This is a genomic window from Roseobacter sp. HKCCD7870 (assembly GCF_037830315.1).
Classification (GTDB): Bacteria; Pseudomonadota; Alphaproteobacteria; order Rhodobacterales; family Rhodobacteraceae; genus M30B80.
The window spans coordinates 306,578-330,395 of record NZ_JBBLYO010000002.1 but is presented as its reverse complement, the minus strand read 5'-3'; the positions used below and the strand labels follow the sequence as shown (position 1 = coordinate 330,395).

The following is a 23,818-nucleotide window of genomic DNA, read 5'->3' as shown; positions in this document are numbered from 1 at the left end:
GCGCCTATAAAATTGTGATGTCACGCGGGGCGGGGTTTGTTAAAAACTCCGCCCCGTTTTCTGTCAGGACAATATTTTCTTCGGCGACCAGTATTCGCCCCTGCCCTAGATCAACAGATGGCTCAAGCGTGAGAACCATACCTGCGGGCAGCATTGTCTGATCGTGCGGTGTAAGAGATGGCCATTCGGTCAGCGTCACGCCCAACCCGTGCCCTAAGCGACCACCACAAGGCGTGCCGCCGCGCGCCGTAATTTCGCGGCATAGCATGGCGTGCAGGTCTGAGGCGCGTATATTCGGCGCGATCCCCTCCATCACCGCATGGATCGCATCTTGTAAAATCTGATGCCCGCGGGCCGCCTCAGGGCGTGGGGTGCCGATGGCAAAATTGCGATCAAAGTCGCAAAAATAGCCGTCTTTCACCGCGCCTATATCAAGCATCAAAATATCACCACTCTGCAGGGGTGTCGGCGCGGCAGGTGAGATCACATCACCATAGCCCCCCTCGCCCGCGCCCCCTGCGACATAGGACACCCAGTCAGCCCCCTCCTCGAGCAGCAGGATTTGAAAGGCCCGAAACACCGCGTCTAAGGGCGTGCCAACACGGGCAATTTCATCAACGCGGGCAAAGGCACGATTGCCAATGGCGCAGGCGGCGCGCAGTTTTTCAATCTCAAGCGCTGATTTTATCTCGCGGGTACGGTGCATGATATCTGTCGCATCCACAAAACTGCGGGGGGCGAGACGGGTTTGCAGCGCAAAGAAATCCCCCAAAGGCATCCGCAGCTGCGTCTCTAGGCCCATGGCCACACCGATCTTTCTGTCTTTGGATGTGACGTCACATAAGGCCTCAGCCAACAAGCTGACCCCATCATCTTCGGGGCGCGGCGCGGGCCATGTGCGGATATCGGAGATCACCGATTTCCCCATAAGATAGGCCCCAATCTCGGGGATCACGGCGATTGGGGTGCCTGTGGCGGGGATCACCACAAACCAAGGCCGGGCGGGGCTTTCCCAAAAGCGGGTGAGAAAACCCGTAACATAGAAAATATCCGCGGCTTGGGTCAGCAAAATTGCATCTAGGTCTGCGGCCTGTAGGCGGGCCTGAATCGCGCTATGACGGCGGTGATATTCAGAGGGCGGGAACAGGTCAGACATCCTCTGGCCCTTCGCTCAACACACAAAGAACCCGCGCATCGGGTGGGAAGTCATAGCCAAGATAGGCCGCAGCAATCACGCCCGCGGCACCCGATGGCGTGGAGGCAAGCCCTGCTTCGGTCAAGCGCGCTACGCCCGAGGCCGCTTGGCCATCTGAGATCGTCAAAAACTGATCTGCATCGCGCGCCAGCCCCGCAAGCGCCACAAGCGAGGCGGTTTTGCAGTCAAGCCGTCCCATAATTGAGACAGGGCCGTGGCTGTCGAGCACATGACCCGCGATAACCGCATCTTGCAGGGCGGGGGCTGCGTCAGGCTCAACCACGATAATCTGCGGGGTCTGCCGCCATGTGGCGCGCGCATGGGCGGCCAAGGCCCCTGCCATGCCACCCACACCTGCTTGCAAGAAAATATGGGTTGGGGGGCTGTCAAGTGCTTCGGCCATTTCCGCCCCGATTTGCAAATACCCCTCCATCACGAGATAGCCTTGGGTCATCTCACCCGCCCATGTGCTATCGGGCAAAAGCGTGCCTTCCCCCGCCGCGGCTGCAGCCTCGGCGGCCTTCATGCTTTCCTCATAGGTTGCCCCTGCACGGCGCGGTTCCGCCCCTTGCGCGCGCAAACGATTGGCAAAAGCCTCAGGCACAGTGTCAGACAGATAAATTATGGCACGCGCGCCAAAAACACGCGCGCCTGCCGCAACAGACAGACCATGATTGCCAGCACTTGCGGCGATAAACGCGCGGCCTGTCAGGGCCGTGCTGTAGTCAGTGGCCCCATTTTCCATGGCTGCGCGCGCAGCGCGGGCGATGACATAGGCTGCGCCCAAGGCTTTGAAGCTTCCAAGCCCCATACGCGCGCGCTCATCTTTGACGAAAAACGCGGCTGTGCCTGCCGCTTTGGCTAAATCGTCGCGCACCAAAAGGGGCGTGGGTGCATAAGCGGGACACTGTTCCAATAGCGCCTGAACGGGGCTTGCATCCTGACTGGGAAAGCACTGCAAATCAGGCAGACCCGAACCACGATAAGGGTTCTCGTGGATCGCGGTTGGGTGCAAGGCTGTGTCTTCCATGGCGCAATGTCCCTTTTCTAATCGCACCAAGCCTAAGACCAGTTTATCGGTGCTTTCGTGTTCCCCGCGTCACTCTAACCACAAAAACCGCCAATTTGCCAAATGGCAAAGGCCTGAGCACGCAAACAAGGCTAGACCCAAGCCGATTGACGCGCTATCGCAAGATCATGCGATATATCACGTCCCTTTTGCTGGTCTTGCCCCTCGCGCTGTCTGCTTGCAGCGCACAGAACACCGCGCGCCAAGATCTGCGCGCCGCAAGTTACCCCGCGCTTTTGCCGCTTGGCGCGCTTGAAGTTGAGGGAGTGCGTGACCCGACCCGCGCCGAGACACCGAGCACCGCTGAGGCCACTGTTGGGGAATTGTCCAAGCGCGCAGAAGACATGCGCCACCGCGCCGCTGCCTTGGCCAACGCGCCACTCAATTAAATCCGTGTGGAATAGTTGCCCTGCCTGCGTTGCACCTTGCATTGGAAGGGGCTAACAGGGGTTCAACTTAAGAATGTGCGCCTTGCCCATAAGTATTTGGAGGTTCGGGATCATGAAACGCCCTTTGCGTCTTGCAATCGCAGGTCTTGGCACCGTCGGCACAGGTGTCATCAAGATGATTCAGAACAATGGCGCGCTCATTGAAGCCCGCACAGGGCGCAAGGTCACCATTTCCGCCGTAAGCGCCCGCAGCCGTGACAAAGATCGCGGCGTGAATTTGGCGAAATACGCATGGGAAGATGACCCCGTAGCACTTGCCAAGCGCGAGGATGTGGATGTCTTTGTTGAACTGATTGGCGGCTCGGATGGCCCTGCCAAGGCCGCGACCGAGGCCGCGATTGCCGCAGGCAAAGATGTTGTCACAGCCAATAAGGCGCTTTTGGCCTTGCATGGGCAAGAATTGGCCGAAGCGGCAGAGGATAAGAACGTTGTCCTGCGCTTTGAGGCTGCAGTGGCGGGTGGCATTCCAATCATCAAATCTTTGACCGAAGGTTTGGCAGGCAACCAGATCACCCGCGTGATGGGCGTGATGAACGGAACCTGCAACTACATCCTCACGCGGATGGAAAATGCGGGCCTCACCTATGAGGAGGCCTTTGCCGAAGCCGATGGTCTTGGCTATTTGGAGGCGGATCCACAGCTTGACGTAGGCGGCATTGATGCGGGTCATAAATTGGCGCTTCTGTCCTCTATCGCCTTTGGCACAAAGGTTGATTTTGACGGCATGCGCCTTGAGGGGATCGGTGCTGTCACCATCGAAGATATCAATCGCGCGGCTGATCTGGGGTTCAAGATCAAACTTTTGGGCGTGGCGCGGATGACGGGCCGTGGCCTAGAGCAGCGCATGAGCCCTTGCCTTGTTCCCGCCTCCTCCCCCTTAGGACAGCTTGAGGGCGGCACGAATATGGTGGTGGTCGAAGGCGATCATGTTGGTCAAATCGTGCTGCGCGGCGCGGGTGCAGGCGAAGGCCCAACCGCCAGCGCGGTGCTGTCTGATATTTGCGACATTGCGCGCGGCATACGGGTTGCGACCTTTGGCCAACCTGCAAAAACGCTCAAGGCAGCCCCTCCTGCATCAGCGGCTTCGGCGGCTTGCTACTATATCCGCATGACCTTGACCGACAAACCGGGCGCTTTGGCAAAAACTGCCACAGTTTTGGGGGATAATGGCATTTCTATTGATCGGATGCGCCAATATGATCACCCAGACGAGGCCGCGCCTGTTTTGATTGTGACCCACAAAGCCGCACAGCCCGCGTTGCAAGAGGCGCTTGCCGCCCTGCCGCAGACGGGTGTGCTGATGAGCCCCCCTGTCGCCCTGCGCATCGAAGACGTCTGAAAGAAAGGCCATACCGCCATGTCGCAAAAATCCGATTTCAATGATCGTATGCTCTCTTTGGGCTTGGCCCGTGTTTCTGAAGCGGCGGCGATTGCCTCGGCAGATCTTATTGGCCGCGGCGATGAAAAGGCCGCCGACCAAGCCGCCGTAAACGCCATGCGCCAGCAGTTGAACCTGCTCGATATCCAGGGTGTGGTTGTGATCGGTGAGGGCGAACGAGACGAAGCCCCAATGTTATATATCGGCGAAGAGGTTGGCACGGGAAATGGCCCCGCTGTGGATATAGCGCTCGATCCGCTTGAAGGGACTACCCTGACCGCAAAGGACATGCCAAACGCCTTGACCGTGATTGCGATGGGGCCACGTGGATCTATGCTTCACGCGCCTGATACTTATATGGATAAGCTTGCAATTGGGCCTGGCTATCCTGAAGGCATCCTCAACCTAGATATGACTCCTTCAGAACGTGTTACGGCTCTTGCCAAAGCGCGCGGATGCAGCCCAAACGATATCACAGTCTGTGTTCTTGAGCGCCCCCGACATGAGGCGATAATTTCGGAAATTCGCGGCACAGGCGCCTCGATCCGTTTGATTACCGACGGCGATGTAGCAGGCGTCATTCATACCGCCGAGGCTAATCTGACTGGTATTGATATGTATATGGGCCAAGGTGGTGCACCGGAAGGAGTTCTAGCCGCAGCAGCCCTGAAATGCATGGGCGGTCAGATGTGGGGCCGCTTGGTATTCCGCAGTGACGATGAACGCGCCCGCGCCACCAAGGCAGGCATCAGCGATTTTGAACGCGTCTACACGCGCGATGAAATGGTAACAGAGGATGTGATCTTCGCTGCCACAGGTGTGACCTCAGGATCGATCCTTTCCGGCATCAAAAGAGAACCAGGTTGGCTGACCACAGAAACGGTCTTAATGCGCTCCAAAACGGGATCAATTCGCCGTATGAGCTACCGTCATCCTACGGGTCGCTAAATGACCAACACTACAAAACCCACGGAGCTCATACCACGAAATCTGTTATGACAGATGATTTGAACGCGAATATCTGCCTTGAAGTAAAGGTATCGCTTACGGGCAAAAGATGGGTCGCGCCTGCAACTGAAATGGCGCGCCATGCAACCGTAATTGCGCGTGAAGCGCAACTCCCCCAACCTGTGGCCATGCTTTTGGCGCAGCGCAGAGTATTGTCTGAGCAGGCCAAAAGTTTTTTGAACCCAACACTTCGCGACCTGCTGCCTGACCCAAGCAATTTGCTGGATATGAATAAGGCCGCAGTTCGTATCTTGACCGCCGCCACCACGCGCCAAAAGATTGCAATTTTTGCAGATTACGATGTCGATGGGGCTAGCTCTGCCACACTTTTGGTCGACTGGCTGCGTCAATTGGGCCACGACGCCACCATATATGTGCCTGATCGAATTGACGAAGGCTATGGCCCAAACATCCCTGCAATGCAGGAACTAGGCGCTTCACATGATCTTATCATCTGTGTTGATTGTGGGACCTTGTCACATGAGCCAATCGCAGCAGCAAACTGTGATGTGGTGGTTCTCGATCACCATTTGGGTGGTGCTAAGTTGCCCAATTGTGTCGCCGTTGTAAACCCAAATCGCCAAGACGAAACTGGAGAATGGGGTCATCTTTGTGCGGCTGCTGTTGTATTTTTAGTATTAGTGGAAATGAACCGTGAGCTAAGAAAAGTTCATGACAAAATCGGCCCTGATCTAATGGCAATGCTAGATCTAGTTGCTCTGGCTACAGTGGCTGACGTTGCGCCATTAATCGGGGTAAATCGCGCATTTGTGCGTCAAGGACTAGCTGTCATGGCAAGACGTGCGCGTCCAGGGATTGTGGCGCTATGCGATGTAGCTCGCCTTGATCGTCCTCCAAGCGCCTACCATTTAGGATTCGTCCTCGGCCCACGCATCAATGCAGGAGGACGTATTGGAGAAGCCGATCTTGGTGCGAAACTTTTGTGCGAGACTGAGCCGAATAAGGCCCAAGCGATAGCAACCAAGCTCGAAAGCCTCAACACAGACCGCCGCGAAATCGAGGCTGCAGTACGTAATGCAGCTTTTGCGCAAGCAGAAGCGCGCGGTTTGGATGCACCGCTTGTCTGGGCTGCAAACGATGGATGGCACGCTGGTGTGGTAGGTATTGTTGCAAGCCGACTAAAAGAAGCATCGAACCGTCCAGCCATTGTCATCGGCTTTGATGGGAATGCCGGCAAGGGATCTGGTCGTTCAGTTGCGGGTATTGACCTAGGCGCAGCCATACAAAAGTTAGCGGCAGAGGGCCTGATTGAAAAAGGCGGCGGGCACAAAATGGCTGCAGGTCTAAGTCTCGATCGCGCGCAACTAGAACCCGCGATGGCACGCTTGTCAGATCTTCTAGCTCGTCAAGGTTCAGGTCTCACCATACATCAAGATTTACGGGTCGACGCTATAATCCTACCCTCGGGAGCCACGACGGAATTAATAGAACTGTTGGACCAAGTAGGACCATTCGGTGCCTCAGCCCCCGCTCCACGCCTTGGCTTTCCAAATATGAAAATCATCTTCTCAAAACCGGTGGGCGAAACTCATTTAAAATTCACTGCCACCGATGGCGGTCCTACGAAAATAGACGGCATTGCTTTTGGAGCTATGGAGGGCCCGCTTGGTCCTGCTTTACAAGAGGCACAGCGATCAGGACGCAACATCCACATCGCAGGGCGGCTCGAGTTGAACTATTGGCAGGGCCGCAGCAAAGTACAATTGCGCCTTGAAGATGCCGCGTGGGCAGATGGCCAAGCAAGCTGAGTTAGACCTAGATCAATTTATGAAATAAAAAATTAGCGCGCAGTAGTACAGAATCCTCTTGCGCCTCAGCCGCACATTTCCTAAGAACCGCCCACACTAAGCGTGGCCCGTTCGTCTATCGGTTAGGACGCCAGGTTTTCAACCTGGAAAGAGGGGTTCGATTCCCCTACGGGCTGCCACATCTCCCCCAAATATAAAATAATTTCAATAGCTTAGTAAATTTCCAAGCTCTGTGTCCCCACATTCGTCCCCACGCCGCATGGCGTCCACACAAGTAAATGGCGATACGCGCAAGGCAAAAATTTCGTAAAATAGGCCAATCTGGCAAATCATCAGCTGAACTTAGACGTAATTTCATGCTAAACCCGAACCACCGTCCCGCACGCGCGTGGCTGCGTGTTTGCTCCCGCGCGCACGCGCATTGCTGTCGTTTGTGTGTTAAAGGTTTGGCAATTTCACGGACTGAGAGGACAGCGCAACAATTTTGGAAATTCGACCAGCGCGTGTTTCTTTACGTTTCGCAGCGTGAAGCCACCGAAGAACGTTTCGGCGATAGCTGGGTGCAGACGCACCAAAAAATTGCCAAGCTACTTCGTTGGAAGAAAGCGCATCCTGCAAATCCTTTGGAATAATCAGCGCATCCACCTCATCGGTGTCATTCCAAAGACCACTCTGCTTTGAAAACATTATCGCGGCACGGCCAGCTTCGTGCATCTGGCCGCTAGCTTCTAATTTCTCTGCTCTGTCCTTGTAGGATTTCGCCCACGCTTGCTGTTTGCGGGGTGAAATAAGTTGCATGGTCTTTTTTTTATCGAGCTGTCGCCTGATGCCGTCAATCCAGCCGAACGCAATAAGCTGATCGAGAACCTCATCCCGAGACACGTAAGGGGCGTTTGCAGCTTTCTTCCATGTCACTAGCCAAACACTCTCAGATTGAGCGTGGTGTTTAACTAGCCAATCGCGCAGTTCGTTTGCTGATTTGACTTCCAATTTCTCGAATTTATCGTGGGCGTCCATTGCTTGACTGACCATGAGGCTTCATCGGATACTATTAAACCACTGAGGTCGATGCATGTGCGGGCTTCGCGTTACTTTTCTTTTCTCTCATAGCAATGAGCACTCCTGAGGCAAAAATTATAGTTCCACCGATCCAAGTGAAAACATCAGGGACTTCACCAAAGAGCCAAAACCCGAATACAATGCCCCAAATTAACTTAACATAGTCAAAAGGCATCAATAAAGTTGGGTCCCCCTCCTTGAATGCTTGGCTAAGGGTGAGCTGCGTAGCAGATCCCAGGCATCCAATAACGGCTAGCCAAACAAGTTGATGAAAATCTGGGGTTTTCCAAACCAAAATAGCTGGAATGAACGATAAAATAATCGTGGTGACGCCCATCCAAGAAACTATGGTCAAGCTATCGTCAGTTTTTGATAAGATTTTAATAAATAGCATTGATCCAGCCCAAAAAAAAGCTGACGCAAGCACCAATATCGAACCAGTGTCAATTTCCAACCAACCTGGGCGAAGAATGATGAGCATTCCTATGAAGCCCATGACAATTGCCATCCAACGATAAATCCGGAAGCGCTCACCCAAGAAGATCACGCTTAATATTGCCAAAAAGATTGGGGCTGTAAAACTTAGCGAATTAACGCGAGCTAACGTAATCAATCCTAAACTAGAAAAGAACATTAGCATTGAAGTTGTGTTTAAGAGACCACGGACAAGGTGTAACCGTAACTTAGTCGTTTTTAGAAACTTAAAACGTGATCGAACTATCATCGGTAAAATCACGATAAACCCAAAGAGACTCCTGAAAAAAGCGACCTCAAAGGCGTGCAAGTCTTCGGTATTAATCCTTACAAGAACATGCATCGTCGCAGCAAAGAAAGTGGATGCTATCATCAAAAAAATACTTTTTAACGATGCGGATTGATTTGCCCAAACAATCCCAATTTTATTAGTCAAATTTCACCACTTTTCTTTTATTTATCAGATTACTAGCTTCCACAGACACATCACAAAGTTTTCATTGTCAATTCAACAACTGCCTTAGCTCTGTCCAGACTAGAATAGTCACGTTACAGTGCTACCTCCTAGAGGAAATTCTGAAACACTAAAGTTTAAAAAGACAATGGCGAACGCATCGATTGTTCAACACCCCGTGGCTAAAGGATCGAAATTACAGCTTGATGCCCTCATCATCGGCGCTGGATTTTCCGGCCTATATCAGCTTCATTTATTGCGGGATAACTTGCATTTGAAAGCCGCTATTGTTGAGGCTGGCGCTGGTGTTGGGGGGACTTGGTACTGGAACCGGTACCCGGGCGCTCGGTGTGACTCAGAAAGCCACACATATTGTTATTATTTTTCGGACGAAATTCTGAACGAATGGAGATGGTCAGAGCGATATCCGGGCCAAGCTGAGATACTCTCCTATCTGAATTTTTGTGCAGACAAATTGCATTTGCGACGTGACATTTATCTTGATCAACGCGTCAAAACAGCTGTGTGGAATGAAGACACGGCATGCTGGGAAATACAGTGCAATAGTGGCTTTAGTATTGAAGCAAAATATCTGGTATCGGCGGTGGGCTGCTTGTCCTCGACAAACACTCCAGATTTTGATGGCGCGCAAGAATTTGAAGGTCAAATATACCATACGGGTCAATGGCCTCATGATGGCGTAGATTTTCACAACAAATCGGTAGCGATTATTGGCACAGGCTCAACCGGAATTCAGGCAATTCCAGTGATTGCAGAAGAGGCGCAGCAGTTAACTGTCTTACAGCGCACCCCCAATTACAGTGTTCCAGCTAGAAATGCTCCACTGCACCCCGATTTTCATTCAAAATTTACAGAAGAACGAAACCATGTAAGGGCTCAGATGCTATCATCACGGCATGGCCATCCATGGACAGCTCCTCCAAGGAATCTAGTTGAAACACCTGAAAACGAACGGACCGAGATTTTAGAAGAAGCCTGGGAGATAGGAGGCCTTCGGTTCCGTGAAAGTTTTCAGGACATTCTATTCAACGAGCAATCAAATAAAATCATGTCCGATTTTATACGCTCAAAGATATTTGAAATTGTCGGGGACCAAGACACCGCTAAAAAGTTACTGCCGTCCGATCACCCATTCGCGACAAAGCGTCCCCCGATAGATACAAATTATTTCGAAACCTACAATCGCAAGAATGTTCATCTTGTTGATGTTCGTGAAAACCCGATTTCGAAATTAGACAAGCACGGTTTGGTTCTTGAGGACGGGACAAAGATCGAAGTCGATATCATAGTATTTGCCACTGGCTTTGATGCGATGTCCGGCGCACTTCTTAATATGGACATAGTCGGAAAAAACGGCCTTCGACTGTGTGACGCGTGGCGCGAAGGACCAAAGACCTACCTAGGTGTCGGCGTAGCTCATTTTCCAAATATGTTCATTGTTACTGGGCCAGGCAGCCCATCAGTCTTAACCAATATGCCAAGATCGATTGAGCAAAATGTGAATTGGATTACTGACTTATTACAATTTGCCGAATCTAACAAAGTTCGATCCGTTGAGGTTCGTGAAGAAGCGATGTTTCAATGGACAGAACACGTGAATACAGTTGCGAGTAACACCCTGCTACCTAAGGCAAACCACTCTTGGTATTTGGGAGCTAATATTCCCGGAAAACCACGTGTGTTCATGCCGTATGCTGGCGGGCTAGATGTCTACAGCGCCCGTTGTGAAGATATAGCAAAGAACGGTTATACGGGCTTTCAAATGATCCGTGACGTCAGCATGTCGTAAATAATTAATCGCATCTGCGTGCAAGCTACCAAATCCAAAGATTACAACAAAAATTGAAGGCCAAAGTGATACCTTGATTTAATGTGTTAAGGTGCTTGACTGCAGGACAGTCAGGACATATTTGCGACTTTGCTACGGGGCTCAGCCGTAGTTTCATGGCCACGGACGCAACAAAGACGTTAGGCCAAGGTTTAAAGTTAAAAAATCATGGGGTTTAACACCTTTTCCTCTGGCGATACGGCGGCAGATAGGCGCGCATCTTTTGCCGAGACCCTCGCCCATTTAGGCGATGCTGCAGGCGCGGTCGAGGCGTTAAATTCCGCGCTTGAGTTATCCCCTGATTGGGCGGCTGGGTGGTATCGTTTGGGTGAATATCACGAGGCCACAGGCGAAGCAGATTTGGCCCTTGCAGCTTGGCGTAAGGCTATGAGCCTCGACCCAAGCGATCCTTTCGGTGCAGCGATGAAATGCGATCTTATCGCGCGAGCTGACCCCATCACCGACCGCATGCCCGCGGCCTTTATCGAGACATTATTTGATCAATACGCGCCGCGCTTCGAGAGATCACTGCGCGAGGGGCTTGGGTATCGCGCACCAGAATTGATTGCTGAAGAGTTGTCGCGCACAGACCTTCGCCACACCGATGCTGCACTGGATTTGGGGTGCGGCACGGGCCTAATGGGGGTTCTATTGCGCCCAATTACGGCGCGGCTTGTTGGGTATGACCTATCTGCGGCCATGTTGTCCGAGGCACAGGAAAAAGGCTGTTACGACAGGCTAGACAAATGCGACATCACAGAATTGGCACTTATCGGTGCAAGCTATGACCTGATCGTGGCGGCGGATGTGTTCAATTATATCGGTGCTTTGGAACAGGTAATCGGATGGTGCGCCGATGCGCTTTTGCCCGAAGGGCGTCTTTGTTTCACGGTCGAGGCAGGTGATGCGCCCGTGCGTCTAATGGCATCACGCCGTTTCACACATTCACAGAACTATATCACTGATCTTCTTGCGCAAGCGGGTTTTGCCCCTCCGAAGATCACCAAAGCCCCAATTCGCCAAGATCGTGGAGAAGATGTGATGGGGTTGATCGTAATTGCGACACCCGCCCATCGCCAAGTCCCCTTGCGCGATGATGATCACAATGAGGTCATGGCCTAAACCCGCGCCCGCAAATTATCATTCCCAAAACCGTGTGATCGTGCCAGTGATGCGGCATACGTCCCTGTTTGTATGGGCCAGTATCACGATGGATCACAGCATGCGCAGCACCGCAGATAAGCCTGTTTTGGGTATTCTTTTTATGATCGGCTTTTGCATCACCGCCCCAATTATGGACGGGATGGCCAAGCTTACCCCAAATGAGGTGCCCGTGCTACAAATTGTTGCGGCGCGCTTCGGGGTCCAAGTTGTGATCTTGATCCCCTTGGCGATTATGATGGGTGTCGCCATGCGTCCCACGGCGCGCGATGTTGTGGGGCATCTGATGCGCGGCTTGATGCTGCTCTTGGCAACATTTTGCTTTTTCTCAGCCATTCGATACATGCCGATTGCAAATGCTATGGCCATCTTCTTTGTCGAGCCATTCATCTTAACCCTCATGGGGGGCCTTTTGCTAGGTGAACAGGTTGGCCCACGCCGTATAACCGCCTGTGTTATTGGGTTTATCGGTGCGCTTTTTGTGATCCAACCAAGCTTTCAGGAATTGGGGTTTGTGGCGTTACTCCCCCTTGGCACGGCTGTGACATTTGCCGCCTATATGATCCTCACGCGCACAATGTCAGACCGCCAACATCCAATCGCGCTTCAGGCTTATACGGCCTTGGGGGCATCCCTGTTAATCCTGCCCCTCATTATTGGGTTTGAGGGCACGAACAACCCATGGTTAGATCCCGTTTGGCCCAGTGAATTTGCCATAATGGCCTTATTGGCCGTGGGTATCCTGGCCACAATTTCTCATCTGTTGCTGTCAGTCGCCTTAAAACTGGCACCCACAGCTACAATCGCGCCGCTGCAATATCTCGAAATCGCGGGATCGGTCGCGGTGGGGTATTTCCTGTTCCGAGATTTCCCAGACAGCCTAACTTGGTTAGGTATCGCGATTATAGTGGGATCAGGACTTTATGTCTTCGCACGTGAGCGGCGCGCAGATTTGCAACGCCGCCCGACACCACCTGTCTAGGCCTGAAACACATCTGCATAGGTTTTGCGCATCTCGGCCTTTTGAACTTTGCCCATTGTGTTGCGCGGCAAGGCCTCGACAATGACAAAATGACGGGGACGCTTGAACCCTGCAAGTTCCACCTTGGCCGCGGCAAGGATTGCATCCAAATCAATACTGTCTTCTGCCTCAGGCACCAAAACCGCCACCACGCTTTCACCAAAATCAGGGTGCGGCGCACCGATGACAGCGCTTTCCTTAACCCCTGACTGCGCATCGAGGAACATCTCGATCTCTTTTGGGTAAATGTTAAACCCGCCTGAGATGATCAGATCCTTACCCCGCCCCACGATGGTGACATAGCCATCCGCATCAATCTTGGCCAAATCGCCCGTGACGAAAAACCCATCTTCAAGCAGTTCTTCACGGGTTTTTTCAGGCATATTCCAATAGCCACAAAATACATTGGGCCCGCGCACATGAAGCATCCCGATCTCCCCCGTGGGTAATTCTACGCACGTCTCAGGATCACAAACACGCACCTCTACCCCCTTTAGGGGAAAGCCTACCGTTCCTGCGCGCCGATCCCCCGTATAGGGGTTTGAGGTGTTCATATTCGTCTCAGTCATCCCGTATCTTTCAAGAATGCGGTGACCTGTGCGCCCCTCAAAAGCCAGATGGGTTTCCGCCAAAAGCGGCGCAGAGCCAGACACAAACAGCCGCATATGCGCGACCAAGTCACGGGTGAAGCGGGCATCCTCCAACAGCCGCGTGTAGAAGGTTGGCACGCCCATCATCGTGGTGGCGCGCGGCAAGAGCTGCATAATTGCCTCTTGGTCAAATTTTGGCAGAAAGATCATCGCATTGCCTGCCAACAAGCTGACATTGCAAGCCACAAAAAGCCCATGCGAATGGAATATCGGCAAAGCGTGCAGCAGCACATCATCCCCTTTAAAGCGCCATGCCTCGGCCAAGGCGCTCGCGTTTGACAGCAGGTTCTCATGGGTCAACATCGCCCCCTTTGAGCGGCCCGTTGTCCCCGAAGTATAAAGAAGCGCCGCGAGATCATCTTGCCTGCGGGGCACAGGCGTGAAGTTCGTAGAATGCTGCTCCGCTGCGGTTGTCAAACTGCCCTTCCCTGACGCATCCAAGGTCAGGATCGCCGCGTTGCAGGTTTCGGCAATTGCGGTCAAAGCGGCCATTTCAGATGGATCACAGACCACGAGCGCCGCGTCAGCATCAGTGATGAAATAGGATAGTTCTGCGGGCGTGTAGGCGGTGTTCAGTGGCAAAAACACAGCACCCGCCGTGATACACGCCGCATAAAGCGCCAAGGCAGGCGCGGTTTTCTCAACATGCACCGCAACCCGATCCCCCACCCCCACATCGGCGGCGCGCAAAGCATGCGCCATTTGGTTGGCCAAACCAAGGAATGCGCTATGTGCCATTTCTGACCCGTCCGGCAAAATGAGAAAGCTGCTCTCCTTGCCCTGATGAGGGGCCAATAAAGCGTCAAAAAGGGGGTTGCTCATTTGCGATTTCCTCACTCCTATAGGCGCGCTGATTTGGGACGTTTTATCGCCCTCTGCCCTAAGAGGCGCAACCTTACTGTCTAGAAAGAAATGGTCAAATGCTGAGTGAAAAATCGGGTTTGTTGGATGAAATTCGCGGTCGCTTCGCCCATGTGGACACCTGCCCCTTTGAAGGGCCTCGGGTATTTTTCGAGAATGCAGGCGGTGCATTGACGCTGAATTCTGTGGTCGAGACTTCGGCCAAATTCGCCGCCATCCCCGACAATCAAGGCCGTGACAACCCTGCCGCCCACGCCCTTGTGGCGCTGATTGACAAAGCAAAGGCCGATATGCGGTTGTTTTTCAACGCACCGAAGGGGCAGTTTTTCGTCGGCGAAAGCGGCACAGAATTGCTGTTTCGCTTGATCCGAACCGCGATTGTGGGCACCGGCGCAGGCCACGTTTTGGGCAGCACATTGGAACATCCCGCCTCGCGCAGTGCCGCCGCCCATTGGGCCGAAGTGGCGGGCAAACCCCATATTCTTGTCGCGCATGATGACGCCACGGGCACAGTCGGCCCCGAGGCCTATCGCCCCGAAATCACCCAAGATACCCACGTGGCCACGATCCTGCACACCTCGCCCGTCACGGGCATGGGGGTGGATGTAGGCGCGATTGCCGCAGAAATCCGCAAAATCGCGCCTGATTGCATCATTATCGTTGATGGCATCCAGCACGCCGCGCATGGCAGGCTTGATATCGAGAGCTATGATGTCGATGGCTATGTCATCTCGCCCTATAAGGTCTTCTCGCGTCATGGCTATGGCGTGGCTTGGGTCAGCGACAGGCTGCATGCGATCAAGCACGAACATCTGATTGATGCGCCCGGAAACCCATGGGAATTCGGCACCCGCGATACGGGCGCCTATGTGACCTTTTCGGATGTAGTGGATTATTTCGTTTGGCTGGGCGGTGAAGTCTCTGAGCAAACCGACCCACGCGCGCGGATTGTCGCGGCAGGCGAGGCGATCCACGCCCATGAAAAACGCCTCACCGATGCCATGATCAACGGCATTGGCAATATCAAAGGCCTAAAAGATATGGCGGAGGTCGAAATCATCGGTGGCCTAGAGAACCCTGCCCGCGAGGGTCTGGTCTGTCTCACTGTCAAAAGCCAAGCCGCGCCCGATGTTGTCACCAAACTGCGCGAACGCGGTATCCGCACCCACACCCGCAAGGCGGATCACTATTCAGGCAATGTGCTTTCTCCCTTGGGCCTCGACGCCGCCGTGCGCGTCTCAATGTGCCACTACAACACCGAAACCGAAGTTGCACAATTCCTCACTGCAATGCGCGAAATTGTAGACAGGGTTTGACGAGGATTATGATACGTTTAAGCAGACTTCCATGGACCAAAGTCCTTACCTGCGCCAACGATCTCGTACAAAATTGCAGTCTCATTTCCCACAACCCATCCATCATGTCCCGGTGCGAAATAATATGCATCTCCTGCTTTGACTAACACTTCAGTACCGTCGTCGTGCACACACATTAACTGCCCCTGCACAATCACTCCAACGTGACCAGCTTGGCAGCTATGACCACCAACGGTGGGCTGGATACATTCTGACCACTTCCATCCTGGCTCCAACACCAGCTTTGAGGCATTCATATCACCCAACTTAATAACAGATACATGCGCTTTTGGAGGTGCTTTAACCTCATCTGGCTCGTTGAAGGATTTACCGTACATCGACGTCATTTTATTCTCCTGAGAACTTAATTGAAAAACTCAAAGAAGCTTTGCATTTACCATCAGAAAATCTACTTTTAAGTTTAAAGTAGTTTTAGATTAGTGATGGTATCCAGTTATTTGGTGGTCGCTGCGTAAGTGCCCTCGTATTATGGGCCTGCTCAAGTCAGGCTTGAGCTTTTGACATTCACCAAAAAATGAATGCGATGCCAAAGCGACGGAGACTAGTTATTCTTCCTACGCCAAATCCAGCGCTGCAAATTACTTTTAAGAAAACCACTTTAAATTTTAGACTAGATAGCTGGATGATAGGGTGCAACCCTGAATGGGTATTCATGGGTAAAAGGACCCTGCTACTTCCAACTAAGCCGCTGGATCTGATGAAAGTAGCGTTTTCTTCAGTGGAGAGTGGCTGTCGATCGCATAGAAAACAAAGGAGAAAGTATGAGCGTCCAACTGAAACAACGAACTTTCAATTTCGCCCTTTCTGTACCTTTAGACGCAGCAGCCCGAGTTGAATCTGCAATATCTGATCATGCTGACTGGATGCGACAGACACATAGCTATGACAGCAGTAAAATACAGTTGGTTCACTACTACGTGTCGAGAGCAAATGAGCTTGTAAGCATTGCTGACCCCAGTCAAGGGACTACTAATCGGGTCCTTTATTCTATCAACGAAGTATACGTGATGGACGAGGGAATAGATCAACACTTGGCTGCCGGACAAAGCTGGAAAAACTTCCAATCTTTTGTGGGCACACTCACTGAATTTGGAGATGTTCTAATTGCCAACGGAGAGGTCATTGAAACGCTCTAAACCCGAATTATCGGCAAAAATTGATCTTTAATTTTACAATCTAGGAGCAAAAAACGTGCACAAATTACCAAAATTGGCTGCAATTATATTGGTCGGCAGCACAAGCCCGATGTTTGCAGATGGACCTATCGGATTGTGGAACATGGTCGGCCTTGCAAATGCACCATCAACGATGGAAATGATTGAAGGTACTACGGGTTCTATTATGTTGGCGTCATCCACTGATCTATGGGATTGGTCTGCTGCACCTGAGGGATTTCCATCGCTTGTAACTGCGAAGTGTACTCAGTCTGTCGCACTCACAACTGACGGACAGCCAACCGGTGGAGTGGGTGTTTGTAGCATGATGGATCCCGATGGTGATTTGGCCATATATTTCGGTGAGATCACACCACAAATGGAATATATTGGGTCGCTGACTGCCGGAAGCGGGAAATATGAACCCTTGGTTGGCCAAGAATTTACTGCCACCGTCACAGGTATGCTGAGCACAGGGCAGCAGATGTATCACGTAGTGCCTGCCAACTGAAATCTATCTTTCGCCTGAAAGCTAATGCCATGTCAGGGAATGCCATGGTGTGTGCACTCAGAAAGGAGTTTGTGATGATAGTAAAACTTACTCAGGATTTGGCTCGTGGCTTTAAACCTTGGAAAGATATGTTTCACGAGAATGAGGCCACTCTGAATGCACTTGGAGGGAGGCTTGTTTTTGCAGGCACAGATAAAGATAACGACAATAAGTTAACAGTCATTATCGATTTTGAATCTCCCGAAGCCATGAAAGCTTTTGCCGGCCACGAAGAACTCAAAGCCAAAAGAGCCGCAGCAGGAGCAATCTTGGAAACAACAGTGGTAACACCAATGAGTGGAGAGTCTTTCACTAGGTGACCGACAGCTAATTGAGGTGAACATAGGGGCAGTTATTCGCCTGAGTTCACTACAAATAACTCAATCAACTAAAGACCAAGGAACATAAATATGCTGTACGAAAAATTAGCTAAGGCTATGGCTGAACGGGATGTGGATGCTTATGGTCAGCTTCTTCACGACGACGCTAAAATCATCTTTCACAAGTCTGGCAATCAATTCACCAAAAATGATTGGTTGGCCATGGCCGCAGGCATGATGGAGAATCCAAAATTCATAAATGAATCTTCGCGCTGTGTTTATGAGAATGATGAAATTTTGGTTTCTCATGAATTCAATTCGTACCCCGACGACACAAGAGAAGCGGTTATGGTGGTTTGCATGCTCAAAGACGGGCAGATTATCCGCATGGAAACGGGGGCAACACCTCTTTCATAATTACGAGTTGCTATCGATAGTTGGAGGACGGCGAAACCCAACAAAGGTCGTCTAGGCTTTTGTATGCCGTCGCTTTCGCGCTAATGCCTCTGCGCAATGTTACCAGCCAAGAGGCAATAATCAGACGCCAGTTCTGATCACACCATGCGCAAAGCAAAGACCTTATGGCGGTGAGATTAAGCCAAACGCAACTCCAAGACGTTAACTACGGGACACATTTTGACAAAAACTTAAATCGCTAATTGCTCCAACTCATCTGCCAACCACCACATTGGGTCAGGATCAACTTTCTTATGAATATGAATTTTGCGCAATTGTTTCATCATTTTTTCCTGCAAATCTTTTTGGTCGGTATGAAATGGGTGTGTCAGCTGTACAATCTCTGGCGCAGGATTACGAAACTTGGCTGTCCAGCCGGCTAGTTGGAATAAAATGGGTACGAAAGCTATCCCTGCTTCAGAAAGAAAGTAGAGTTTCTTCTGTGAATGCTCATTTGATTTTTCTACATGCAGCAACTCTAATTGCACCATGTACTTAAGTCGTGTCGCTAAAGATGCCGCCGAAATTCCCTCGCGATTTTTTTTTAAAATTTCGTTGAAGCCACGTCGATCAAACAGAGCAATATCCCTGAGTATTATTGGAACCCATTTATCAACAAGTAGGTGACTAGCGAGTCCTATTGGACACATTTCTTTTTCAACGATATCCGCATCCAACATTTCGAACCTCCAAACCACTTTAACTAATAGACTAGATTGCATCTAAGATTGCAGTCAACCTCAGATTGTCACGCGCCAAAGTGAAGCGCTTCACGCCTTGGAGGTATCATCATGTCAAAACCTAATTTTATTGCCATCACAGCTGCCAATTGCCCCACTGGGAGTAGGCAGGGTGCGCTCGAGGAAATGGCACATTTCGCTCAAGAGTGTCGAGAGAGTGGTGCAGTGCGTGTCACATACGGCAGCGTAATTTCAGGTCGTCACCCTGGAGCATTGATATTCGTCCAGTTCTTTGACGACCTCACTGGGTTTGAGAGTGTTATGAACATGATCCCAAAATCGTCTGCGTACTCACGGATGATTGACAGCCATGCAGTAACTCCATTCTCCAGAAACTTGTTTCGAGGCAAGCCGATTGAGTTTGAACCAAAGCTAGAGCCTATGCCGAAATACCTGATGCTAACACGCGCACATCGCACATCTTTGGACGAGGCTGAAATGTTAGGCTTGTTGAATAAGACAGCCTCCGTTTTTAAAGCATCGGGGGCTCAAACTATGCGTATGGGCCAAGTTCTTACTGGTTCCGATCTCGGAAAGTATATGCTTGGCGTAACATATCCTGACATGTCTGCCATTGAGCGAACGTATGATGCACTAGCGGGCAACGCTGATTATGCACAGTTAGTAAATGGTGTCGAAATCGACATGCGATCAATCACAAAAATTGCGGGCATCCTCTAAGCGCCTTGCCAGTCAACGAAAGCCGTAATGGTCGTCAACCGAATGAGCGATGAAACCGTTAGAGGTACCAAAAATAGGTGGAATGACGATCAAATAGGTTTCGACAATGAAAACAGGAGAGAACTAGAATGCCAATACTCGCAATCTGCATGCCCATATTACCCGGTAAAATGGAGCAATGGAACGCAATGATGGATCATGTGAAATCAACTCCTGAATTCGCTCAGAGCAGAGACTCCGCCGGGGTCCACGAACGCACATTTGTCCAGGAGACCCCTGCCGGTGATTTTTTGATCATAACCTTAGAAGGCGAAGATCCAGCCGCCGGCTGGGCTAAAATCATGGGATCAATGCCCGCCGAATTTGCTCAATTTGCCAAAGACGTGCACGGAATAGACGTACACGCATCTCCTTCGCCAATACCTAAACTAGTTTTCGACAGCAAAATCCATACAGGGAGTTAACCACGCCTACCCAACTAGCCTTCATTCTTTTATCCAGATCAATCTAAAAGAGAGAACCCAATGCTATTTGTCGTAAAGCTGACGCATGACTATTCCACGTGTCAGGCTCATCACCCTGAAAAATTCCCACTGTTTCGAGATACATTAGCAAACGTGGGCGATCATGGGATCAAAGTCCATGGCCACTATTCAAATCGCCTAGAACACACCAGCTACATGATCCTAGAGGCCGAGACTTTCGAACAGCTTGATGCCGCATTCGATCCAATTCTTGAGATGGGCCATTTCGAGGTTACACCAGTTATCCAAAGATGAGAAAGCACACCACGTTAACGCAAACTGGAAGTGACCTTATCGGGAATTTAGAAATCCCAAAAATTTTTGAGCACGCAGCCGCGCGTGTGGAACGCGTTTCAGTAAATAATTTCAGTGGCTTATATTTTGTTCTCTGAACCGCGTTCCGGGCGCGTCAACGCCCTGAGTGGTGTCTCGCGCCCTCCCCTCACGCATTGGGTGGGCGCGGGTGTTTACTGCGCGCAGTCGATCACTGCGTAGGTGAAGGGCTCACCCCCAAACGCGCAGTCGCCGCGGCTCGAGCCGTTTGCGACGCCCGAGCGCCCCTCGAGAATGAACTCATAGCTGCTTATGCAGCCGTCGTTGGTGATCTCCAGAACGATCGGGTTCGACGAGACTTCGCGGGGGTTCTGGGTCCACTCACCCCCGATGAGGGGGCACATGTTTGGGCTGTTTTCCTCGCAATGGGCCGTGTGGAAGTTCTCGGCCTGCCAAGTCCCATCCACCTGCTCGAATACCGTCATGATTGGCACGTCCAGACCGTCGAACGCCGCACTGAATACCGCGTCGCAGCTATCATATGCCTCAGGGTCTAGGCCGTCGGGTACTTGTACGAGCACGCGCGTCGCGCCATCGGATCCAGCCGACGCCTCGGGGAGGTTGTCGCACGGCCACAGCGTCTCCTCCTCGCGCGTCGTGTCGTAGCGCGGGACGAGGTCGTTCACGGTGTCGAAGTCGACCTGCTGTATCACTGTTGAGAGTTCCATGGAGCCGTCTGCCTGCAGCACGCCCACGTATTCTATAATCGTCCAGGGGTGGGCCGGGGCCATGGCCACCCAGGTTGAGTAGCTGGCCTCAAAACGGCGGCGGGCCTCGTCCACGCGGAAGTACTCCACGCGCATGTCGTCGGCGTGGTACTCAGTGCCCGTGATGACGTTGTAGTACTCCGTCGGCAGGAAGCGCTGGTAGTCCGTCACCTCTCCGCCAATCCCGCAGGATGGCGTGCCGTAGAGCGTCCATTGGGTCTCGGTCACCGTGTTCAGCGTGTCGCTGCCAGCGTCCACTGGCGGGGCGGGCTGGTTTGGAGGCGCCTGTGGCTGCGGGACTTTGCCCGGCGCCGGATTATTGCCTGTGCTTGGCAGGGGTGGCTTTCCGGGCACCGAGCCCACTTCGGGCTCGGGCTCCGCCTCGGGGCACTCGGCCCAGCGGTCGAGGCCGTCATTCCAGCAGAGCGCCAACCCGTCCAGCTCCTCGTAGAGGGCCGATGACTGGGTCATCAGAGAGGACGGGTTGCACTCGAGAGACGCGATCCGGTCCTGGTTCTGGTAGACGTCCACGCGGCCGTAGGCCACGTCGTCATTGCCCGAGGCCGTCAGGCCGCTGATGACATCGTAGCGGTAGTCGCCATTGCGAAAGCGGAATATGTCCTCTCGCGCGGCGTCGCCGTCGAGCCACGGGCGGAAGTCAGTGTAGATGTCTGCCGACAGCTCGAGATCGGGGCTGCCCTTCGCAGGGCCGTAGCTATATCCCAGCCACGTGTCCGATCGGCACACTTCGAGGCGGTTGCCGTTCGAGGCGATCGAGCAGGAGAATACGGAGACCTCGCCCGCGCCGCAGGCGGCCGCCACCGGACCCGCGAATGTGACCAGGGCGAGAGCTATTAGGGCTGAGAATGAGAACTTCATCTGCCGGCCCTCAATATCCGCGCACGGAGGCGACGCAGCTCTGCGTCATGCGCCCGTCGCTGATGGCCGCGCGGACGAGACCCGGGTCCTGGTATGCCAGTTCGATGGCCTGATTTAGCCACAGCCACAGCTCGCGATTGGTGTCGAATGCGGAGTCGGCCATGTCCTTCGACACGCCAATGGGGATGCCCTGGTCGCGCATGTAAAGAGACTGCTCCACGACGGGCATGTAGGCCTGGCAGAAGGCGTCCGCCAGGCCCGACTGGGCGATCGCGAAACTGGGAGCTACAGACGCTAACGCGGCACACACTGAAATTTTAATTGCCTTAAAGTTCATCCGGCACGCCCCTCTTCTACACTAGTTGTAGTATTAGCTAGCGTTTATCTCATGATGGGCAAGCTGTGCGGGATATCGTGACGTTGAGCCAGATCTGGTCCAGAGCCGCCGCAGGCCCTGGACATGCGGTAATAGTGAGCGGGAAGTTCACAAATTGGGGCCTCTTGCTCCGCTTTATATGAAACTGCCAGAGGCTGTGACGCGGCCACGCTAGCCGCCAGCCCGACCCCAGATCCGGATGCCCGGCCCGTCGCCGGGCGCGCCCACGAACTCAATGCCGCGGGCTTCAAAGAATGTCTTAAGCAGCTCGAGGTGGCCTTTGCGTGATTTTGGGACACCTCTCGACGACTCGTAACGTTTTATCGTCATTGTGGCGAGCCCAGTAACATCGGAAAGTTGCTGCACTGAAAATCCAGAGACAGATCTCGCCGCTTTTAATTGGTCGCCTGTAATCATTTTAGCCTTCAATTAAGATCCAAAATAGACCATATTTGTAGTATGCAACAATCCGACTCGCATATTTGGACGGCCCAAATTGAACGCCTCAAAGGCGCATACGCGCCCGCTAATATCAAGTCATACTATACCGACATGCGCACGTTAGTCGACTGGTGCGTGAGGCACGACCTCAATTGGAATGCCTTATCGCCAGAGGATGTCTGTGACTTCTTAGAGCATGAGGCCAAACGTGGCATGTGCCATGGCACTGTCCTGAGGCGCGTCTACAGCGCCCGCCGCGTCTTCACTCTGGCGGGCGTGTCTGACCCCACCGATAATCCAGAAGTGGAATTGTGCCTGCGCCGGATCGCTCGGGCGCGGCCCAAGCAGGCTCGGGGGCTCAGCCTCGCCGCATTACACGAACTCCTCGACGTGCAGCCGGGCACGCCTTGGGGGCTCCGCAATAGGGCCCTGCTCTCGCTGGGCTATGACTTGTTGGCGCGCCGATCAGAGATCACCGCGCTCCGCAGCGAGGATGTGAGTTGGCGCCGCGACGGCACGCTGGAGGTAATCCTGCGCCGGTCCAAAACAGATCAATCCGGTTGCGGCCGAATTGCTTTCACGTCGCCGCGCTCTGCCAGTCTCTTGGGCGACTGGCTGAAGTGGCGCGGCAGCGAGATAGGGCCCCTCTTCTGCGCAATCTATCGCGGCGTGGCGATCAATCGGTCACTCTCTGGTTCCATGGTAAAAAACATTATCAAGTCGAGCGCGCGTGCGGCTGGGTACGACCCCTGAGTCGTGGGTGATTTCAGCTCGCACTCACTCCGGGTCGGCGCCGCGCAGGAATTACTCCGGAGGGGACACGACAGCGTCGCCATAATGCGTGCGGGCGGCTGGCGGACCTATGCAGTTTTAGCTCGATACCT

The 23,818-nt window shown here is 52.8% G+C and carries 25 protein-coding genes and 1 tRNA gene; 17 read left to right on the top strand and 9 right to left on the bottom strand.

The genetic code is table 11. The features are described from left to right. Positions 1 to 4: 4 nt before the first annotated feature. Both AAC637_RS10040 and AAC637_RS10035 read right to left on the bottom strand, forming a co-directional pair. Positions 5 to 1,156, bottom strand: a complete 1,152-nt coding sequence (locus tag AAC637_RS10040) for a M24 family metallopeptidase (RefSeq protein ID WP_340303445.1) — start codon at positions 1,154 to 1,156, stop codon at positions 5 to 7. Further along, complete coding sequence (locus AAC637_RS10035) at positions 1,149 to 2,225, bottom strand: pyridoxal-phosphate dependent enzyme (RefSeq protein WP_340303444.1); 1,077 nt, start codon at positions 2,223 to 2,225, stop codon at positions 1,149 to 1,151. Before AAC637_RS10035 ends, AAC637_RS10040 begins: the two co-directional genes overlap by 8 nt. Positions 2,226 to 2,392: 167 nt before the next feature. On the opposite strand from AAC637_RS10035, the gene AAC637_RS10030 reads away from it, so the two are divergent. From AAC637_RS10030 to AAC637_RS10010, 5 genes are all read left to right on the top strand, one after another. After that, positions 2,393 to 2,653 carry a hypothetical protein gene (locus AAC637_RS10030; RefSeq protein ID WP_340303443.1) on the top strand — a complete coding sequence of 87 codons (261 nt, stop codon included), beginning with the start codon at positions 2,393 to 2,395 and terminating at the stop codon, positions 2,651 to 2,653. A gap of 112 nt (positions 2,654 to 2,765) precedes the next feature. Further along, positions 2,766 to 4,052 (top strand): homoserine dehydrogenase, encoded by a 1,287-nt coding sequence (locus AAC637_RS10025; protein ID WP_340303442.1) that lies wholly within the window; start codon positions 2,766 to 2,768, stop codon positions 4,050 to 4,052. An 18-nt stretch (positions 4,053 to 4,070) separates the two neighbouring features. Next, positions 4,071 to 5,039 (top strand): class II fructose-bisphosphatase, encoded by a 969-nt coding sequence (gene glpX, locus AAC637_RS10020; RefSeq protein ID WP_340303441.1) that lies wholly within the window; start codon positions 4,071 to 4,073, stop codon positions 5,037 to 5,039. A gap of 47 nt (positions 5,040 to 5,086) precedes the next feature. Then, a complete protein-coding gene (recJ, locus tag AAC637_RS10015) occupies positions 5,087 to 6,868 on the top strand; it encodes a single-stranded-DNA-specific exonuclease RecJ (protein ID WP_340303440.1) in 1,782 nt (593 codons plus the stop codon). A 104-nt stretch (positions 6,869 to 6,972) separates the two neighbouring features. Continuing rightward, a tRNA-Glu gene (locus tag AAC637_RS10010) sits at positions 6,973 to 7,047 on the top strand. Positions 7,048 to 7,306: 259 nt separating this feature from the next. On the opposite strand, the gene AAC637_RS10005 is transcribed toward AAC637_RS10010, so the two are convergent. Both AAC637_RS10005 and AAC637_RS10000 read right to left on the bottom strand, forming a co-directional pair. After that, a complete protein-coding gene (locus tag AAC637_RS10005) occupies positions 7,307 to 7,900 on the bottom strand; it encodes a YdeI/OmpD-associated family protein (protein WP_340303439.1) in 594 nt (197 codons plus the stop codon). Positions 7,901 to 7,919: 19 nt separating this feature from the next. Next, the gene (locus AAC637_RS10000; RefSeq protein ID WP_340303438.1) at positions 7,920 to 8,837 is read right to left on the bottom strand and encodes a DMT family transporter; all 918 of its coding nucleotides are present in this window, start codon (positions 8,835 to 8,837) and stop codon (positions 7,920 to 7,922) included. 166 nt (positions 8,838 to 9,003) lie between these two features. On the opposite strand from AAC637_RS10000, the gene AAC637_RS09995 reads away from it, so the two are divergent. The 3 genes from AAC637_RS09995 (at position 9,004) to AAC637_RS09985 (ending at position 12,847) form a co-directional block, all read left to right on the top strand. Continuing rightward, positions 9,004 to 10,665 (top strand): flavin-containing monooxygenase, encoded by a 1,662-nt coding sequence (locus AAC637_RS09995; RefSeq protein ID WP_340303437.1) that lies wholly within the window; start codon positions 9,004 to 9,006, stop codon positions 10,663 to 10,665. A gap of 207 nt (positions 10,666 to 10,872) precedes the next feature. After that, on the top strand, positions 10,873 to 11,826 hold the full coding sequence (locus tag AAC637_RS09990) for a class I SAM-dependent DNA methyltransferase (RefSeq protein WP_340303436.1): 954 nt from the start codon (positions 10,873 to 10,875) through the stop codon (positions 11,824 to 11,826). Beyond that, positions 11,798 to 12,847 (top strand): DMT family transporter, encoded by a 1,050-nt coding sequence (locus AAC637_RS09985; protein WP_340303435.1) that lies wholly within the window; start codon positions 11,798 to 11,800, stop codon positions 12,845 to 12,847. Before AAC637_RS09990 ends, AAC637_RS09985 begins: the two co-directional genes overlap by 29 nt. Here the strand turns inward: AAC637_RS09985 and AAC637_RS09980 are convergent. Further along, positions 12,844 to 14,358: a malonate--CoA ligase gene (locus tag AAC637_RS09980; RefSeq protein WP_340303434.1), complete on the bottom strand. Its 1,515-nt coding sequence runs from the start codon at positions 14,356 to 14,358 to the stop codon at positions 12,844 to 12,846. The genes AAC637_RS09985 and AAC637_RS09980 overlap by 4 nt on opposite strands. Positions 14,359 to 14,456: 98 nt before the next feature. Here AAC637_RS09980 and AAC637_RS09975 point away from each other — a divergent pair, with 98 nt between their 5' ends. Further along, complete coding sequence (locus AAC637_RS09975; protein ID WP_340303433.1) at positions 14,457 to 15,713, top strand: aminotransferase class V-fold PLP-dependent enzyme; 1,257 nt, start codon at positions 14,457 to 14,459, stop codon at positions 15,711 to 15,713. A 17-nt stretch (positions 15,714 to 15,730) separates the two neighbouring features. Here the strand turns inward: AAC637_RS09975 and AAC637_RS09970 are convergent, their stop codons facing one another. Then, the gene (locus AAC637_RS09970) at positions 15,731 to 16,099 is read right to left on the bottom strand and encodes a cupin domain-containing protein (RefSeq protein WP_340303432.1); all 369 of its coding nucleotides are present in this window, start codon (positions 16,097 to 16,099) and stop codon (positions 15,731 to 15,733) included. 435 nt (positions 16,100 to 16,534) lie between these two features. On the opposite strand from AAC637_RS09970, the gene AAC637_RS09965 reads away from it, so the two are divergent. The 4 genes from AAC637_RS09965 to AAC637_RS09950 all read left to right on the top strand — a co-directional run bounded on the left by AAC637_RS09965 (position 16,535) and on the right by AAC637_RS09950 (position 18,214). Continuing rightward, the gene (locus AAC637_RS09965; RefSeq protein WP_340303431.1) at positions 16,535 to 16,909 is read left to right on the top strand and encodes a hypothetical protein; all 375 of its coding nucleotides are present in this window, start codon (positions 16,535 to 16,537) and stop codon (positions 16,907 to 16,909) included. Positions 16,910 to 16,964: 55 nt separating this feature from the next. Continuing rightward, positions 16,965 to 17,438: a hypothetical protein gene (locus tag AAC637_RS09960; protein WP_340303430.1), complete on the top strand. Its 474-nt coding sequence runs from the start codon at positions 16,965 to 16,967 to the stop codon at positions 17,436 to 17,438. A 74-nt stretch (positions 17,439 to 17,512) separates the two neighbouring features. Next, positions 17,513 to 17,797, top strand: coding sequence for a DUF3764 family protein (locus AAC637_RS09955; RefSeq protein ID WP_340303429.1), 285 nt, complete (start codon positions 17,513 to 17,515; stop codon positions 17,795 to 17,797). Between the two features lie 90 nt (positions 17,798 to 17,887). Then, positions 17,888 to 18,214: a nuclear transport factor 2 family protein gene (locus AAC637_RS09950; protein WP_340303428.1), complete on the top strand. Its 327-nt coding sequence runs from the start codon at positions 17,888 to 17,890 to the stop codon at positions 18,212 to 18,214. Positions 18,215 to 18,444: 230 nt separating this feature from the next. Here AAC637_RS09950 and AAC637_RS09945 read toward each other — a convergent pair whose 3' ends face one another. Beyond that, complete coding sequence (locus tag AAC637_RS09945; RefSeq protein ID WP_340303427.1) at positions 18,445 to 18,933, bottom strand: winged helix-turn-helix transcriptional regulator; 489 nt, start codon at positions 18,931 to 18,933, stop codon at positions 18,445 to 18,447. A gap of 111 nt (positions 18,934 to 19,044) precedes the next feature. On the opposite strand from AAC637_RS09945, the gene AAC637_RS09940 reads away from it, so the two are divergent. The 3 genes from AAC637_RS09940 to AAC637_RS09930 all read left to right on the top strand — a co-directional run bounded on the left by AAC637_RS09940 (position 19,045) and on the right by AAC637_RS09930 (position 20,453). Further along, positions 19,045 to 19,674 (top strand): DUF6854 domain-containing protein, encoded by a 630-nt coding sequence (locus AAC637_RS09940; protein ID WP_340303426.1) that lies wholly within the window; start codon positions 19,045 to 19,047, stop codon positions 19,672 to 19,674. Between the two features lie 170 nt (positions 19,675 to 19,844). Continuing rightward, positions 19,845 to 20,138: a hypothetical protein gene (locus AAC637_RS09935; RefSeq protein WP_340303425.1), complete on the top strand. Its 294-nt coding sequence runs from the start codon at positions 19,845 to 19,847 to the stop codon at positions 20,136 to 20,138. 60 nt (positions 20,139 to 20,198) lie between these two features. After that, the gene (locus AAC637_RS09930) at positions 20,199 to 20,453 is read left to right on the top strand and encodes a DUF3303 domain-containing protein (RefSeq protein WP_340303424.1); all 255 of its coding nucleotides are present in this window, start codon (positions 20,199 to 20,201) and stop codon (positions 20,451 to 20,453) included. A 212-nt stretch (positions 20,454 to 20,665) separates the two neighbouring features. On the opposite strand, the gene AAC637_RS09925 is transcribed toward AAC637_RS09930, so the two are convergent. Both AAC637_RS09925 and AAC637_RS09920 read right to left on the bottom strand, forming a co-directional pair. Beyond that, positions 20,666 to 22,117: a hypothetical protein gene (locus AAC637_RS09925; protein ID WP_340303423.1), complete on the bottom strand. Its 1,452-nt coding sequence runs from the start codon at positions 22,115 to 22,117 to the stop codon at positions 20,666 to 20,668. 10 nt (positions 22,118 to 22,127) lie between these two features. Then, positions 22,128 to 22,454: a hypothetical protein gene (locus tag AAC637_RS09920; protein ID WP_340303422.1), complete on the bottom strand. Its 327-nt coding sequence runs from the start codon at positions 22,452 to 22,454 to the stop codon at positions 22,128 to 22,130. Positions 22,455 to 22,952: 498 nt separating this feature from the next. Here AAC637_RS09920 and AAC637_RS09915 point away from each other — a divergent pair, with 498 nt between their 5' ends. Next, entirely contained in the window at positions 22,953 to 23,687 is a 735-nt protein-coding gene (locus AAC637_RS09915) for a tyrosine-type recombinase/integrase (RefSeq protein WP_340303421.1), read from the top strand. Positions 23,688 to 23,818 lie beyond the last annotated feature (131 nt).